At 43.8% G+C, this 17841-nt stretch carries 11 protein-coding genes; 6 read left to right on the top strand and 5 right to left on the bottom strand.

Features of this window, described 5'->3' with window-relative positions:
• Positions 1-9: 9 nt before the first annotated feature.
• Genes VB073_RS04940 through VB073_RS04930 form a run of 3 tightly spaced genes read right to left on the bottom strand, consistent with a single transcriptional unit; the run spans position 10 to position 7940 of the window.
• A complete protein-coding gene (locus VB073_RS04940) occupies positions 10-1974 on the bottom strand; it encodes a RagB/SusD family nutrient uptake outer membrane protein (protein WP_323403031.1) in 1965 nt (654 codons plus the stop codon).
• Positions 1975-2013: 39 nt separating this feature from the next.
• Complete coding sequence (locus VB073_RS04935) at positions 2014-5217, bottom strand: TonB-dependent receptor (RefSeq protein WP_323403030.1); 3204 nt, start codon at positions 5215-5217, stop codon at positions 2014-2016.
• A 59-nt stretch (positions 5218-5276) separates the two neighbouring features.
• Positions 5277-7940: an ROK family protein gene (locus VB073_RS04930; protein WP_323403029.1), complete on the bottom strand. Its 2664-nt coding sequence runs from the start codon at positions 7938-7940 to the stop codon at positions 5277-5279.
• A 283-nt stretch (positions 7941-8223) separates the two neighbouring features.
• Between VB073_RS04930 and VB073_RS04925 the strand changes: the two genes are divergently transcribed.
• On the top strand, positions 8224-8952 hold the full coding sequence (locus VB073_RS04925; RefSeq protein ID WP_323403190.1) for a GntR family transcriptional regulator: 729 nt from the start codon (positions 8224-8226) through the stop codon (positions 8950-8952).
• Between the two features lie 29 nt (positions 8953-8981).
• On the opposite strand, the gene VB073_RS04920 is transcribed toward VB073_RS04925, so the two are convergent.
• Together VB073_RS04920 and VB073_RS04915 are read right to left on the bottom strand one after the other, a co-directional pair.
• Positions 8982-10133: a PepSY-associated TM helix domain-containing protein gene (locus tag VB073_RS04920; RefSeq protein WP_323403028.1), complete on the bottom strand. Its 1152-nt coding sequence runs from the start codon at positions 10131-10133 to the stop codon at positions 8982-8984.
• A gap of 78 nt (positions 10134-10211) precedes the next feature.
• Complete coding sequence (locus tag VB073_RS04915) at positions 10212-10901, bottom strand: hypothetical protein (RefSeq protein WP_323403027.1); 690 nt, start codon at positions 10899-10901, stop codon at positions 10212-10214.
• 341 nt (positions 10902-11242) lie between these two features.
• Between VB073_RS04915 and VB073_RS04910 the strand changes: the two genes are divergently transcribed.
• From VB073_RS04910 to VB073_RS04890, 5 genes are all read left to right on the top strand, one after another.
• Positions 11243-13660 (top strand): TonB-dependent receptor, encoded by a 2418-nt coding sequence (locus tag VB073_RS04910; RefSeq protein ID WP_323403026.1) that lies wholly within the window; start codon positions 11243-11245, stop codon positions 13658-13660.
• A 40-nt stretch (positions 13661-13700) separates the two neighbouring features.
• Positions 13701-15032, top strand: coding sequence for a hypothetical protein (locus VB073_RS04905; RefSeq protein WP_323403025.1), 1332 nt, complete (start codon positions 13701-13703; stop codon positions 15030-15032).
• 147 nt (positions 15033-15179) lie between these two features.
• Positions 15180-16121: an ABC transporter permease gene (locus tag VB073_RS04900; protein WP_323403024.1), complete on the top strand. Its 942-nt coding sequence runs from the start codon at positions 15180-15182 to the stop codon at positions 16119-16121.
• A complete protein-coding gene (locus VB073_RS04895) occupies positions 16118-17068 on the top strand; it encodes an iron chelate uptake ABC transporter family permease subunit (RefSeq protein ID WP_323403023.1) in 951 nt (316 codons plus the stop codon). Before VB073_RS04900 ends, VB073_RS04895 begins: the two co-directional genes overlap by 4 nt.
• Positions 17065-17823, top strand: a complete 759-nt coding sequence (locus tag VB073_RS04890; protein WP_323403022.1) for an ABC transporter ATP-binding protein — start codon at positions 17065-17067, stop codon at positions 17821-17823. The genes VB073_RS04895 and VB073_RS04890 overlap by 4 nt, the downstream gene beginning before the upstream one ends.
• Positions 17824-17841: the final 18 nt, after the last annotated feature.

The raw sequence follows: 17841 nt of genomic DNA, 5'->3' as shown, positions 1-17841 counted from the left end.
TGTTATAGGTTAATCCCATTGGGGACTTTGTACTAATTTATCATTTTTGTACAGATCTGCATTGCTGATAGGCCAGAAGTAATCTTTCAGTAAGAACCTCCTTGTGGCAATGTAGTTCACCTGGTAGTAGCCCAACTCATCTTTCTGGCTTACGTTCCAGCCCCGGATGGGCTGATTGAGATATTGCATGGCCAGTCGCCAACGCCGTAAGTCGTAGAAGCGTTGTCCTTCGAAGGACAATTCAATCAGTCTCTCCCGTCGGATAATCTCCCGCATGCCTGATTTTGTGGTCGGTTTGGTCGGATTATTGGAATATTCCACCCATGTCTCCACCAGACCTCCGGTCTCTTTGTCCAAACCCGCTTTGTCGCGCACTTTCTGTATATATTCATATACCTCATTGTCCGGCACTGATTTACATTCATTCAATGCCTCGGCATAAAGCAGGTAAAGATCCGCTAAACGGATGATCGGAAAGGCATAACTGATTGTATTCCCCGTATCCTGTCCTTGCCTCATGATCAGTTTATAACTGACCAGCTTTTTGGCGAAGTATCCAGTGATACTGTAGTTATCCAGCGCCCTGCCTGCGATTTGTCCTGCCTTATTATGGATTTCAAATGCTTTTTTGTCACTGGCAGCCTCCATATTGAACCACTTTCCCCCGTCAAATCCCAGATAGGCATAGTAACGCGGTTCCCTGTAGAAGTTGAGATAGGCAGTCTTGAAATCCTTGATCAGGTAGTAATCATGATTTTCCGGCACATCCATCACCTTATAGCGGTCATCATAATGATAGGTTTTGTCTTCGTTGATCGGTACGCCATGCTGGGTATAGAACTGCTCTACCACATTCAAGGTGGGGTTATGCATTGATTTCACCCATGGGATCTTCTGGCCTTGGTGATAGGCGGTAAGAGGTGCGTTCACGATGCCTTGCAGGGTTGTTACATCGTTATTGCCCAGTCCCCAGATCAACTCTTTCGAGAATCTGGATGTGATGGTATTACGGAGTGTCAGCTCGAGCAGGGTAGTATCGGAAACAGCCTCTTGCAGGCCTGTCAACCGGTCGTCAAACTCATACAACTCATGTCCTGCCGTGTGAGCCACATCAATCGCTTCTTTAAGGGCGTCACGTGCTGCCTCCCATTTCGTAGGATCTTCTTCGGAAGCGATGTAATTCACTCCCTCCTTGTTCACGTAATCTTTAAAGTCGGGATTTCCATTGAAAAGCGGACTGGCTGCAAGCGTCAATACTTTGGCTTTTATGGCCAAGGCGGCAGGAAGGGTGAGGCGTCCCATCTCCGTGGCATACGCTTTTATCGCCAGGGGAAGCGCCGGATCAATGAGCTCTTTGTCTGCCGTGGCTTCATCGATCAACTCCACGATATATTTTACCACTTCATCTACCGGTTCACGTATCACTTTTACATCTTCCACAGATGCCGATACCGGGATATTCTCCCGGATAATGGGGATGGGTCCGTATAACTGCATCAGGAAGTAATGATAGAAAGCTTTGAGCACCTTCACCTCTGCGATCCACCGGTCCCGTTCGGAAGACAAGAGATCGGGTACCTTTTCGATATTTTCAAGAAAGATATTACAATCGCGTATGGCTACAAACAGGTTTGTCCCGTCATTGCTCCCGCTCCAGTAATTCAGGTAAGGACTGTTTGTATTCTGTAATCCTTTCGCAATCCTGAAACTTGTGGTGTTGGAGTAGTAATAGGTTACCTCGGCACAGTTCCATACCTCGTCCCCTGTAGATAAGGCCGGATTTCTCCATACATTTCCATGGGGAGGAATATAGGAATAGCAGGTAGCCAGAAACCGTTCTGCATTTTGTCTGTTGGAAAAAGCCAGATCCATTGTAGGCACATCGTCGGGTATGATATCCAGATAATCACTGCAAGAGGAAAGGGACAATATCCATATTCCGATTGCAATTATAGTAAATTTCGATGATTTCATATGATCAAATTATTTTTTTCTATTCACATTCGTTACCTATTAAAAACTGAGATTCAATCCTATATTATACACTTTCTGTACAGGATATCCTAATCCGTTTCCACCCATTTCCACATCCCACATTTTGAATTTGCTGAATGTCAATAGATTTATTCCACTCAGATAGATTCGTAAGGAGGCAATATTCATCTTCCTGGATAACTCTTTGGGAAGTGTATAACCAAATTCGGCCGATTTGAGTCGCAGAAATGAACCGTCTCTCATATACCAGGTGCTCCGTTGTGTGTTGTTGGATTGTATTGTCTCTGAAAGACGGGGCCATAAAGCATATATGTTCCTGTTCTCCTCCGACCAGTAGCTGTCGGCCCAGGCTTGCAACATCGCGTTATTTTGTTTTTTTCCGGCTACTACGTTATTGACATCCAGGAAGGGACCTGTCCTGACAGGATCAATAAAAAATGCTGATTGACCGGATCCCTGGAAGAAGAAAGAAAAGTCGAAATCCTTGTATCCTGTAGACAATCCAAATCCATACATGATTTTTGGTATTGTAGGATAACCTATCGGTACATTGTCCTGACTATCGATAATGCCATCATCATTTACATCCATGTATTTGATATCACCCGGCAGGTAATCGCCGAAAGTTTGTAAAGGTGAATTGGCAATATCGGCTTCATCAATAAATAATCGTTCCGCGATAAGACCGGTGGCCTGGCTCATGTTCAATCCTACCCATGATAGCCAGGGATAAGGATACTTCGGTTCATCATACACCTTGAATTGATTGGTGGTATAGACAAAGTTGGCCCTGCCGGTGACCCAGAAATCTTTGTTGAAACTATGGTTCCCGTCGATCGAAATTTCATATCCGGAAGAAGAGGCTTCCCCCACATTGGCTCGCAGAGGAGCCTGTAAACCCATGGTAGAGGGTATGGAGGATCGGTCCATTAAAATATTTTTCCGTTCCTCGGTAAAATAATCAGCCTGGATATCGATTACATTGAACAGCCCGATTTCTATACCCAGGTTCAGTTTTGCGGAAGTCTCCCAGGTAATATTTTCGTTGGCATACCGGGAAATGGAAACCCCGGCCGGCTTATATTCGAAATCCTGTCCAAAAGATATCGGTTGCTTATCCGGATTCACCAGATTTACTTTGGATAAGTAGAAGAAACGGTCGTTCTGGTCCCCGATGGCATCATTCCCCACCAATCCATAGGTAGCTTTCAGTTTTAACTTACTGATATTTTTCTTCAATTCTTCATTCCAGAAACTCTCGTTGGAAGCCAGCCATCCCACTCCTACAGAGGGAAAGAACCCGAAGCGTTCATTCTTGGAAAACCTCTCTGAACCATTGTATCCGAAGTTGAACTCGAAGAAATACCTGGAATCAAAAGCATAGGTGGCACGACCGGAGAGACCCATATTACGGTGGGCCAGGGTTGCCTGCAGATCGTCGGTTCCTGCCGAATGCAGGGACTCCCTCATGGTGCCTACCAACAGTCCCGATACGGCATGTTTTTCGGCAAAAGTCCTGTTATAGTCTGCTACTCCCTCGAAATAGAAGGAGGTGCTGATCCGTTTTTGATTGGGATCGGTGGCTTTGGTAGAAAGAAAATCAGTGCCGGTCTCCGGATTCAGGTTCGTCAATGAATATTTATCCTGATACCTGTCATAATAGCCTACAGAATAATAAAAGGGCTGGTAACTCCTCACTATATCGAAATAGGCATCCCTTGTAGTACTTCCCATACCTCTCACCGCCAGTCCCTGGGTAATAAAATCCAGTTTTTGCTTAAATTCCACCTGTGCTATCATTACCGATTGCGAATAGTCTTTATATCCTCTCACCATCTCGGCATAGGGATTGAGATATTCACCTTCACCTCCGGAGTTCCCGAATAACGAGTGTTTCGCGTACGAAAATTCGGGTGTAGGTTCGTAGTATTTGGGAAACTTGACCGGGTTTGCAGCCATTACCATATTATAAACCTGTGTTCCCGAATAGATGGGTCCCGTATAATCCTCAAATGTTCCGCTCACCTTCACGTTCAATTCGGTGGTACTGGTCAGGTTGAGGTTCGTATTGGCACGGATCTGTATCCTCTGCAGATCGATATTGTTGTTGTAATTGTTTTTCGGGTCTACCTTCAATACCCCACGGTCTTTGGTAGCGCTTCCTGCCACATAGTAACGCGCCACTTTACCACCTCCGTTGAGGTTTAAATTGACCCGCTGGTTGGAAGTTACATCTTTGAACAGTTCATCATACCAGTTTACAGCCGGATAGACATATGGATTGGTTCCCCTTTTGGTAGCATCGATCTGTTGGTTGGAATATTCGCGCCGGGGATTTCCTCTTGTCAGTTTCGCCTCGTTGTGTAATATCATATAGGAGACGGGATCTACGATATCTATTTTCTTCGTAGCCATGGAAAAGGAATTCTCTGCACGGACATTAAACTGTACTTTCCCTTCCCTCCCTTCTTTGGTGGTGACTAGGATCACACCATTGGCACCCCGTGCTCCATAAAGGGCTGTGGCGCTCGCATCCTTCATGATGGAGAAGGTGGCAATGTCATCGACCTGTAGGCGGGCCAGGTCGGTTGAAGAGAGCTCCACGTTATCAATCAGGATCAGCGGGTCTTTCTTGTAGCCGAATGTGGTTACCCCTCGAATAAAGAACTCTGCATTATCGAGCCCCGGTTCACCGCTCCTCTGATAGGAAACAATACCGGCGATCCGGCCCCCCAGGGCAGTGGTGAGGTTGCTGCTCGGGGTTTTCAGTTCAGATGGCCTGATCGTGGATACTGAACTGATCACGCTTTCCTTCTTCTGCTTGGCGAAAGCCACTACTGTCACTTCGTCCAGTTCACTCACCTTTTCCTGCATTACTATTGTGATGGTTGTTTTTCCGGCTACAGGGATTGTCTGACTATCCATGCCTATAAAAGAAACTACAAGCAGATCTTTTTCAGTAACATCCAGTTTGAAGGTCCCGTCCATGTCTGTCAGAACTCCACTGGTTGTTCCGTCAATAGTAATGGTTGCACCCGGAAGGGGCTCACCGTGAATATCGATCACTTTGCCCGTTATTTGCCGTTTAACGGATTGCTGTGGAGTCTCTCCTGCATTCAATAGTCCGGGATACAACAGACCAAGGAAGAACAGTAACATGATTATTCTCCAGCATGGCTGTTTCTCAGCAATGGAGACTTTTCTTAATCGTTTCTTGTTCATACAATAAATTTAGGTAGTTTAAAAATTAGGTAACTGATTAGTAATTATACGTCTATAAATCATTTTACAAAAGATTTTACCATCACAGCCGGTTTGTTCCCTTTATTGACAAGCGTGTAGCGCTTGGCAGCTGCCGGTACCACAAAAGTTTCCGCATAGTTGAAATCACGTTCCATCCCATCTTCTGTTTTCAATGTAACAGAACAACCTTCAACCAGCATCCATACATGACATTTATCTTGTGTTTCTATACAAATTTCATCTTCGAACGAATAGCGGTGGACATCATAAAAATGTTCCCTGTGCGTAGGGAGGTGTTCTAATGTATAGGAATCCGTTTTCTCCAGTATGTAAGGATGGCATATCAACTCTTCCGATACCATATCGCCCTGACGATCAAAACGGACATTATTCATACCATGTCTAATATTGATCGGACGGGGCTTTCCATCCATATCAAGCCGCATCCAGTCGTACATCTTGAAAGTAAAAATATAAGGAGCACTGCTGATCTCCAGTACCAGATTATTCTTTCCCGAAGCATGTATGGTCCCGTTGGGTATAAGATATAGCTTATGCTTTTCTGCCGGAAATACCTGGACGTAGTGCGGTATGTCTATTTCCACCGCTTCACGCTGGCTGCGTACAAGATCATTATAGAACTCCTCCTTGTCCACTCCTTCACGGAAACCAAGATACACCATTGCATCCTCTTTCCGATCCATTATATAATAGGTTTCGTCCTGAGTGAACGGCATCCCGAAATGTTCTTTGATATAGGCATTGTCGGGATGGCACTGTACCGATAGATTGCCTCCGTCGAAAGTGTCCAGGAAATCAAACCGGATAGGGAAGTCATACTGAAACCGTGCTGCAGCATCTCCCAATACCTCCCGGTGATTGTTATACATCAGGAAATCAAAAGATACCTCCAGTAACCGTTCATCACTCTCGAACAATAATCCATTCTCCAGGACCATCAGTTCAAAGGACCATGCCAGATTATCAGCCACATCCTTCAATCCTTCGAAATGCTGTTTCATCCATGTGCCACCCCATACACCCGGCTCGAACCAGGGCCGCGGCCTGAAATAGTTCCGCCCCATTGCATCTAATCCTTCTCTCAATTCATCTCCCGACATAAAGAGATAGTGATCGATCCGTTGTTCGTCCACAATCAGGTCTATCTGCGGCAATAATTTCCTTTTATGGTCATTCAGAACCCGCCAGTCGATAAAATAGAACCGTTTATACATCTGTTTTGAATCCATCGGTTCTTCAACTCCGAGATTCGTTATGCATTCCGCTCTCATCCGGAATTGCAGTTCATTTTTCGGTAGATCCACATATATCAGCGGTGCCTGCCATCCGCAGAGGGAAGCGCCACAACCCACTACGATGTTTATGTCGGCATTGGGATCAGGTTTTATACTCTTCAGTTTTTCATTATCATACCAGTCGGATAACTGCCTGTCAGTAATTTTCCCGAAAACCGGATCATCACCGCCAAGGAAGGGTTCGAGCATCCCTTCGATTATAACAGGTGGGTGAAGGGCTGCATCTACATGAAACCACAAGGCTTTTTTACCCATCTTTACCAACTCCTGATCTATGCTTGCCATCAGGTTTTCCCACAAAACTCCCACATAGCCCTCTATGACTACTGTTTTGTGTTGTATGATCCATTTTGCCAGCTCTTCGTTTCCTGCTTTTATCTTTCCGTTTCCGAGCGGAAAACCGGGGTAGATATTGTATTTCCCCGGTGTTGTATGGGGAGCCTTTTCGGGAATAAGTGGCTGCGTGGTCTTTCTTTTCTCGCTATGGGTAGTTTGGTTATCGATTTGATAAAGGTGCATAGCGGCTCCCACTACCGGCGCATTTTCCCACAGCTCGTTTGTTTTTATGCATACTTCACTTCCTATTTGAGCGATAAGCCTGTCCAGAAAAATATCGGAAGCTTTGCTGATATTTCCACCAATGACAACTGTATCGGCATTGAACCGCTCACTCCAGTAACCCAATACCTGTGCCAAATTTGCGGTGAAACGATCAAATATATCCAAAGCTGCCTGATTCCCTTCCCGTGCTTTTTCAGCCAGTTCTTTCACACCCTCTGCCCTCGTCCCCGTCTCTTTCAGCCACTCCTGGATAAACCAGCGGGTAGATAATTTATCATCCGCAATGCCGTTGTCCAAAGGCCAATTGTATAAAAAACCATTTTCAGGAACTCCTTCACCACAGGTCTGAGGGATGCCGTCTATCAGGAAGGCAGAACCGAATCCTGTACCCAGTGATACAAATATTGATCGTTTGGATCCGCGTAGGGCTCCCCCATAATATTCTCCCAAAGCGTAGGCTGCGGCATCGTTGATGAACGAAACAGGGGTAGCGGCATTCTTGAATACACGCTTTATGCACTGTTTGACGTTCAATCCGAATAAAGCCTCATATTTTCCCACTCCGGCAATCTTCGATATCCCTTTCTCATAGTCAAAAGGCCCCGGCATAGCTATCCCTATACCGGATATATTCTCTTCGCCATGTTTATCGACCACTCCGGCTATAAATGAATCCCAACTGTTTATTATCTGGCTTGCTGAAGCCTCAGGATTTATATTCTCCTTATAAACAGTATTGCCCTTTACATCCCCGTTTCCACATTTTATCAGCGATGAAGAGATATGAGATCCTCCTACATCAATGCCTATGTAATATCTACTCATGATAGTTTTAAATTATAATAAGTATATATGTTTATATGTATAGTCATATATACATAATGCAAAGAAATAAATATCTTTTTTCACAGGCAAGGAAAAAGAAATCAATTTTAAAAAATAGGAGGTTAAATAATATTAATAAGGCTGATATTCTATTCTCTATCACAAATAAAATTTAATTATGCAGTATGCGATATCCAAGATTTATCATGTATATTTGCTGAAAATTATGATTGTTCTGTACATAGATAATAACGGCATCAAAATATGATTCATTAGCATGAAGATATCCATAGATTACGACAGTCCTGTCCCATTGTATGCACAAATAGAGGAGCAGTTAAGAATTATAATCACACAGCCGGAATATAAGAATGGAAAGAAATTACCCAATGAAGTGGATTTGGCCAAGCAGTTGGGTGTATCCAGGAACACCTTGCGTCAGGCGATCAACAAATTGGTTTTCGAAGGACTGCTAAGCAGGAAAAAGGGAATTGGAACAGTTGTGGAGAAGACATCCATTAGTTCAAAGGCAAAAAACTGGCTTAGTTTTTCACAGGAGATGAAGGCCCAGGGAATAACGCCGACTAATTATGAGTTACATATAAACTGGGAAAGGCCACCCAGTGATGTCTGTGCTTTTTTCGACCTGAAAGAGAACACGAAGATATTGAAACTGGATCGTTTGAGGGGTAATCCTGAATATCCGTTTGTCTTTTTCCGCTCCTATTTCAGCCCGAGGGTAGGGCTTACCGGGAACGAAGACTTTTCCCGCCCTTTGTACGACATATTGGAAAAGGAATGTAATTCTATCGCCAAGACTTCGAAGGAGGAGATAAGCGCTTTGGCGGCGGACAAGTTTTTAGCCGATAAACTTGACGTGAAAGTAGGAGACCCTATCCTTAAGCGGAAACGTTTTGTGTATGATCCCGGTGGACGCGCGTTAGAATGGAATGTCGGTTACTATCGTGCGGATAGTTTTATATATACCCTGGAATTTGAGCGGAATATATAAAACGAGCATAGGTTCTTTATCACTCCATATTAATGTGACTTCCCTGCTTTCTTCCACCAGATGATAAAACCGGTTATCGGCAGGGAGCAGCCAATAAGCGATATGAGGGAATACAAAATAATTCCGGGCAGACCGATAATTTCACCTGTGTGAAGAGGTAGCGATATTTCAATAAATTGCCGATGGAGAGGCTTGTCCCTGAATCGGTCCAAAGAGCGCATTTCTCCCTTCTTATCGAAAGTAACAACATCATTCACCTTTGCCCCGAGGAGATTATTCGTATTGATCTTCCTTACGGTATACCTGGGGGTAGTTTCGTCAGGCATCACAATTGTGGTAGTGGCGTGATAATTAAGATACTCATCCGCCATCTTCTGCACTTTCTCAAGAGGAAATATCCCCATACTTACCGTATCTGTCTTTTCTGCTTCTTTTTCCAGCATTTCCTGAAGGAGGGCAGCGAAAGAATCGGAAACTTCATTATTGGCAGGTGTCTCTTTTTTCAGGATGGACTCTCCTCCGAGGGTTACGATAATGGCATTTTTCATCCATGGATAGGTTATGTATAATCCGGTGATAGCCATCAATAGAAGTATTAACAATGCATAGAACCCGAAAATCTTGTGCAAGCCGAGGATTACCTGAAATGGTTTGGCTTTCCATCTTACAAGGAGGGAGGTCCTGAGTGTCCTCCATTTCCACGACCTTGGCCACCATAGAACCAACCCTGAGATAAGCATAAAAATAAATATCAGCACGGAAGCACCTACGATTTGTTTCCCTCTCTCTCCCAAGGAGAGGTTGCGATGCAGGCTCAGCATAGTCTGGAAGAATCGGTCCGAACTGTGGTCATAGGTGCCTTTTATTTCCTCGCATGTGTAAGGATTGAAGTAACCCGTACCTGCCGAATGGGTATTTTTGTCGGTATAGCTTATGATAAGGTTCTTTCTTTTGCTTGCAGGAATAACGATTGACCGGATTTCAAGATCTTTGGCCTGAAAAATGACTTCTATCTCATCTATACCAAGCAAGTCTCCCTGTGTAGGAATGGAAGCATTGATCAGTTGCCTGTTCGTGAAATCCTTGAAAGGAGAACGGAAGGCATAGATGCTCCCTGCAAGGCAGATGATGAATATCACAATGGTAGAGAGGAGTCCCAGCCAAAGATGTGATAACGACATAACATATCTTAGCAGGGACTCTTTTCTTCCTTTTTTTCGGAATAACGATCTAACCAACCGCATAGTGGGATATAAGGCTTATTTTTTACCGGGCGAAGTAATATCTTTTACGATTTCCAGGTATTGCTCATATTGTGCTTCTGTGAAAACCTGTTTGAGGACATTCTTCCTTTCGTCATCATATTTTTTCCAATACTCTGCGGCCAGTTCAGAATTACCATGATAGAAATCGTGTGCATCGTGGAATGATTTTTCAAATGCTTTGTTGGCTGCTTCGAGCATTTGTGCCTGCGACTCATCCAGTTTCAGTTCTGTCTTTATCCGGGTTACTATCTCTTCGGAATATCCGGGACGTTTGCGACTGTTCTTTTCTATAAATTCCTCGTATCGCCTGGTCTGGTCCGTGTTCAGGAATGTGGCCACTTCTGCAGATTGCTGTTTACGTACTTCATCCATTTTTTCGAACATGGCGACCCTGTCTACTTTACCGTCTGCTCCTGTATAGGATGCGCGGTTTGCTTCTCCGATCAGACGGTATTTCTCAATTACTTCGTCGAACTGCTTTTCCTGTTCCGCCGATAGACCGAGTTCCTGCTTGAGTGCGTTGTAATCGGGGCCTCTTCTCCTGTTTTGCTGGTTATGACTTACTGAATCTGCTTTTTCTGTTCCGGCAGCAGACTCTTCAGCATTTGTACTTTTTTTTCCATTGCAGGAAGGGGTAATCAATGCGATCACAAGGGCGAAAATTGTAATTTGTAAGATTTTCATTATATACATTTTTAATAAGTTTCTATTCTTGATATGACATCGTTTTACAAGGTACAAAAATACATGTGTAATCGGTTATGTACAATCGCTATTTATAATTAAATTTTATCTGATTTTATCTTTAATAGATAGAAAAAATACCTACTAATGGTAATCTGACAGGATAAAATCGATGTGTGAATACTCAAAAATGGCTATTGCGGGGAATAAAACCTACCTATACCTTTGTAGCTGAATAAGTCGGCATTTACCCCTTCTCCATAATACCCATATTATATAAGCATGTTGATGGAGATTTTAAGGAAATGAATGCATGCTGTTGTTTAAGGTATATCGTTGTAATGAATATAAGAATCATAGTTCTGTCCTTTTTTTTCCTGGTAGGAGGTTTGATTGTATTGGCATTCGGTGCGGACCTCCCTGTTTCCGGCGTGGTACGTTCATCGAATGGTGAACCGATCGAGATGGTGCAGGTGTATGTGAAGGAGATCGCTTCCGGTGTGATGACGGATGACAAGGGTGTTTTTCGGTTGGATCTGCCGGCCGGAGAGTATGAACTTACTTTTTCACATCTGAACTACGAAAGCGCACTCCTGCGAATCAGTGTGAAGAATGGTGGTACGAATACAATTCCCGATGTGATACTGAATGAAAATCCGGTGATGTTGGCCGATGTGGTTGTCACGGGTAGCATGGCCGATGCGATGGAGAAGAAAGGATTTGCGGTGAATGTGATTGAAACGCAGACAATAGCCTTGCAATCCGTGCAGGTGAACGAAATTCTCGACCGTACGGCAGGTGTGCGCATTCGTCAGGATGGAGGCATGGGATCGAGGGTGAACTACAATATCAACGGGTTATCGGGGAATTCCATCAAGATCTTTATCGACGGAGTCCCCGCATCCAATTACGGACCCTCTTTCTCCCTGAGTAGTATACCATCCGCCCTGATCGAGAGGATAGAGGTCTATAAAGGTGTTGTTCCAGGCTATCTCTCCGAGGATGCTTTGGGAGGAGCGATCAATATTATTCTGAAGCAAAGAAGAAAAAAATCCCTGACCACATCCTATTCTGCAGGTTCATTCAATACGCATCAATGGAATGCGGCAGGAAGTTACCGGTGGAATAACGGTTTCACGGTCGATGCTTCTGCATTTTACAATTACAGCGACAACAGTTACAAAGTATGGGGGAAGGATATCACTTTTACCGATACGGATACATGGCATAAGATAGATTCCAGGGGCGAAAAAGTGACCCGTTTTCACGATGGTTACCAGTCGTTTGGTGGTAAGTTCAATATTGGTTTCACAGATGTGAAGTGGGCGGATCAGTTCCTCTTGGGAGTTGTCCTGTCGCAATCCTACAACGAAATTCAAAATGGAGCTACCATGCAGGTGGTATATGGGAATCGGCATAGTCGTCGCAAGTCTGATGTCTTTACATTCGATTACAGTAAAAAAGATTTTCTGATTGACGGACTGTCGCTCAGGATCGATGCGAGTTATTCCTTCCTGCATCGTCAGACAATTGATACGGTGGGTATTCAGCACGACTGGCGTGGACCGATCATGAAAGATGGTGAATACATATACTACCTGTATGCAGGGGAAGTGGGTGCAGAAGCAGGAGGTCGCAAGACCGCCGCGATTGACAAGGATTACGCCACTATGGTGCGGGGTAGCCTGAGTTATCATATCAATGAGAATCACGGTTTTTTTGCCAATTATATGTTCAATGACTTCCGGAGGAAAGTGTCAGACGAATTCCAGCCGGCGGCACTGCAAGCGTTGGCAAATACACGTGATTTGCAAAAGAATACGGTTGCTTTCACCTACGAGAATATAGCGTTCTCAGGCAGATTAAGAACCAACCTGTTTTATAAGCATTACTTCCAGACTGTGGTATCCAACGAGCCCAAACTGCAGAATAACGAATATATACTGGATCAATTCCGGAGGGAAATCGATCATAACGGCTATGGTGCGACCTTCTCGTTTGCACTGACGCCCGATTTATATTTACTGGCTTCGATGGAAAAAGCCTTGCGCCTGCCCAGTGCCAATGAATTGTTTGGAAACGGCTCCGACAATTCGCTTGCCGCGCTCACACTAAAACCCGAGAGTAGCCTTAATGCCAATCTGGGATTTAATTATGGTTTCAAGGTCAACAGGGTACACTCTTTCAACTTCAACTCATCAGTTTATCTGAGGGATACGAGAGATATGATCAGGGCGACACTCAACGGACATTACAGTTTTACCTACGCAGAAAATCTGGAAAGTGTGTTTACAAGGGGTGTTGATGCCGAGTTTGCCTATAATTATGCCGAGAAAGTAGATTTCCGGTTTAATATCTCCAAGTTCGATGTGCTGTTCAATACAAAATACGACCAGAAGGGGGATCCATACAATTTCTACCGGATGCAGATAAAGAATGAACCGTCATTCAAATTTAACGGGCAAGCTGCTTATTTCTTCCGTAATATTCTGCAACACGGTTCCAAAACTTCGGTGTATGGCAATATCAATTACGTAAATGGTTTCTACCGGAATTGGTCGAATGTGGGCAGCAAAAATCAGGATTATATTCCGGAACAATATCCCGTAGATTTTGGAATTACCCATACTTTCCCGGAAAGTAAGTGGGTTTTTAGTCTTGATGCAAAAAATGTACTGGATCAGCAGGTTTTTGACAATTTCGGCTTGCAAAAGCCTGGTAAAGCGCTTTATGCAAAAATAACGTACTTTATTTTTTAGAGTTATATAATCACTTTATTCAAATTTTTAATAAACAACAATGAAATACTTAACATTCAAATCAACATTGGCAGCCTGTACTATGGTATTGGCGCTGTTCGTTTCATGTGAAAAAAATGACGCAGGTCCTGATGATAATGGAAATACAATTGAATACGATTTTCATATTGCTTTTGCCAATGGATCGGAGTCCATTTCCGGAACATTGGTACAGGGAGTGGAGGACTTAACCCAAGGGACTATCAGTCCTAACGTAGGATGGGAATTAGAGTCGTCACGTACGGCACGTATATTCGCATCAAAAGATGGTTCTACAATTTACAGTCTGAATTATACGGTAGGAACCATCGAAAAATTGACCTATCACGGAGGTGATAATTATTCGAAAGTTAATACCATAGATACTTCTATTCCGTTAGGAGCAAAAGCGGTACGTTTCACAAAAATCAATGAAGATATCGCTTCGGTGCATTATATCAGTGCAACGGCACAATATGAAAATCCCGCCGATACCAAGAGTAAATATTTAGGACATAAAATGGTGGCAAGTATCGGGATTCTTGATCTGAAAACAATGCAGCTTAAATCCGGATACAACAATAACATTATTGTAGATATGGGTGAAGAGCTGGCAGCGCAGGGATATAATATTACCCGTATCGATTGTCCGGTACTCTCCGGTGGTAAATTGTATTATGGGGCAGCCGTAAGCAAATTCAATCCGGAGACAGGAAAAAATACAGCTACCGACAAGACATTCACCCTGATAATAGACTACAACGATTTAAGTAAAACATCTGTTATCTATACCGACAAGGTAAAAGGTGCTACTAACGGTTACCGTACCCCTACCCAGCATGTGAACGAAGCAGGAGAAATCCTTCAGATGGTCAGTGGTGTAAACCCTGATACAAAAAAGAACGAAGTACATATCGTGAAGATCAAAAACGGTCAATACGATGAAATGTTTGATTATAACCTGAGCACAAAATTAGGAAAAGAGTCCAGTAGTAACGGTTGGTTCTATGCCGGTAACGGTATCGGATATATTCCTTATGAAGATTTGACTGCAGATAAGATACAGATGGGTGTTAATCCTAGTGGAGAGCCAACCTATTCTGCTATGTGGAAATTTGCTCGTATGGATTTCAACAAAGGTACGGTTGTCGACCTGAATGTGCCGGATGATCTGTGGCTCACACAATATCAGAATGCACCGGTACGCAATGGCAAGCTCTATATCGCACTTTCGCCGGTAGGCAAAGACGGACACGTTTATATATTTGACGTGAAGTCAGAGAGCAAAGATGGAACCAAAGGGGCAAGTATCACAGGTACCGGAGCCGATCAATACTTTATCGGTATTTACTAAAATTTAAAAGGTTACGCATTGAGAAGAATCTTTCTTCCATAACAAAAAGTCCGGTAAACATTTCTTTACCGGCTTTTGTTGTTTTTTAATGTGGTAGTTTTGGTTTTGACATGTTTCATACGCCCCTATAAAAAGTCAGGTAGTTGCATGAGGACGCTTATTCTTACGCTTGTTTTACTCATCTCTGCTGTAGTATCCCTGTTCGTGGGAGTGGCAGATATCTCTGTTTCCGATATTTTACATTGGAGTGCAGATAAAATGACCTTGATTTCCATCAGTCGTATTCCCCGAACTGCTGCTTTGATACTGGCAGGGGTGGGGATGAGTATCTCGGGGGTAATTATGCAGCAGATGACACAGAACAAGTTTGTCGCCCCCACTACAGCCGGAACGCTCGAAGCGGCTAAGATGGGGCTGCTTATCTTCCTTATTTTTATTCCTATGGCAGGATCGGCTATAAAGATGCTACTTGCTTTCCTTTTTACATTTATCGCCAGCCTTATCTTTTTAGCTATCGTTCGTAAGATCCGTTACCGTAACGTGGTATTTGTACCGCTGGTAGGGTTGATGTTCGGAGGAATTATCGGATCTATATCCACCTTTTTCGCTGTGAGAATGAACATCGTGCAGGATACCAATGCCTGGATGATGGGAGACTTCTCGGGAATTCTGCAAGGGCGCTATGAGTTGATTTACCTGAGCTTGCCTGCCATCATCATCACTTACCTCTATGCGAACAAGTTTACCGTGGTTGGGATGGGGGAGGATTTTACCAGGAATCTGGGATTGAATTACAAGTCGATCATGAATATAGGTCTTTTTTGTGTATCTCTCACCGTAAGTGCGGTGGTGATTACAGCGGGGGCTATACCCTTTCTGGGATTGATCGTACCCAATGTGGTGAGTCTCCTGTTTGGAGATAACCTGAAAAAAACATTGCCATTAGTCGCCCTTTCAGGTGCTATTTTCCTGCTGTTGTGTGATATTGTCGGACGGATAGTAATCTATCCTTACGAGGTGCCGATCGGAGTGACGGTAAGTATTATCGGGGCCATCATATTTCTCATATTGATTTTAAGGAAGAGATGAAGGGAATAAAAAAGAATTTTCTGATTACGATCCTGTTGCTGTTGGTTATGGCAGCGCTCTTTCTTTTCTATAATATGGGGAATAATTGGGAGTTCGCTTTGCGGTTGCGCGGCGTAAAGATCGCTGCGATCCTCGTCGTCTCTTGCTGTGTGGCCTACTCTTCTGTGGCTTTTCAGACACTTACCAATAACCGCATCCTTACACCCTCCATCATGGGATTTGAGTCAGTGTACCTGTTGATCCAGACTATCATCGTATTTGTCTATGGTGATCAGACCTTCAGGGTGCTCGGTAGCCTGGATAACTTCTTCCTGTCGGTATTGGGAATGATAGGATTTGCTTTCCTGCTCTATTTGCTGATTTACAAAAAAGGCAAAGACAATCTCTATTTGCTGTTGTTGGTAGGGATTATATTGGGTACGCTCTTCAACAGCCTTAGTTCGTTTATGCAGTTGCTGATCGACCCGAACGATTATTTCATCGTGCAGGGAAAGATGTTCGCCAGCTTTAACAAGATAAACCGGGATTTACTGTGGCCTTCGTCGGCAGTATTGGTAGTGCTTCTGGTTATTGGTTTCCGTACGACCAAATATCTGGACGTTTTGGCGTTAGGAAGGGATCATGCGATTAATCTGGGACTGAATTACAACCGTATGGTACAGCTTTTTCTGGTAATCATCGCCGTGTTGGTGTCGGTCTCCACGGCGCTGGTCGGACCAATCACTTTCCTGGGCTTGCTGGTGACCAATCTCACATATGAGTTGTTTAAGACACACCGACATGGCATTATCATTGCTGCCTGTTGCCTGGTCACTGCCGTTACGCTGTTGAGTGGGCAGTTCGTGATGGAGCGGCTTTTTCATCTATCCATTCCTGTAAGCGCTATCATCAATCTGGTGGGAGGATTGTATTTTATGTTTTTATTGTTACGTGTAAGGAAGCTATGATTGAAGTAAAAAATATATCGAAACAATACGGGAGAAAAATTGTGCTGGACGGTGTCGACCTGCAATTTCCCATAGGGAAGATCACTTCGCTTATAGGGAGCAACGGTGCCGGAAAAAGCACCCTGCTCTCTATTGTCAGCCGTTTGCTGGCACAAGATGGGGGGATTGTGACGGTGGATGGGAAAAACGTGGCCGAATACAAGAACAAGGTATTGGCACAAAGGCTCTCCATCCTGAAGCAATCCAACCACGTGCGGTTGAAACTGACCGTACGGGAACTGGTATCTTTCGGCCGGTTTCCCTATTCGCAGGATAAACTGACTGACGAGGATCAGGAAAAAGTGGACAGGGCGATCCTTTTTCTGGACCTGAAAAAAATTGAAGATGCCTATATTGATGAATTGAGCGGAGGACAGAAGCAAAGGGTTTATATGGCGATGGTGGTAGCACAGGATACCGAGTATGTACTGCTTGATGAGCCTCTCAACAATCTCGATATGAAACATTCTGTGCAGACAATGAAAATCTTGCGCAAGTTGGCGGATGAGTGGCACAAGACCATCATCATCGTGTTGCACGATATCAATTTTGCATCCCACTACTCCGATTATATTGTTGCACTAAAGGATGGTAAGGTGAAATATTGCGATACGACGGACAACATTATCAACGAGAAAGTGTTAGAAGATGTGTTCGATATAAAGATCTCCGTTTCGGAGTTTAACGGCAAGAAAGTGTGTAATTATTTTATGTAAGAGTCAGGAATTTAGATT

The organism is Proteiniphilum sp. (genome assembly GCF_034927365.1).
In the GTDB taxonomy this organism is placed as follows: Bacteria; Bacteroidota; Bacteroidia; order Bacteroidales; family Dysgonomonadaceae; genus Proteiniphilum.
This window is presented reverse-complemented; position numbering and strand designations above follow the sequence as displayed.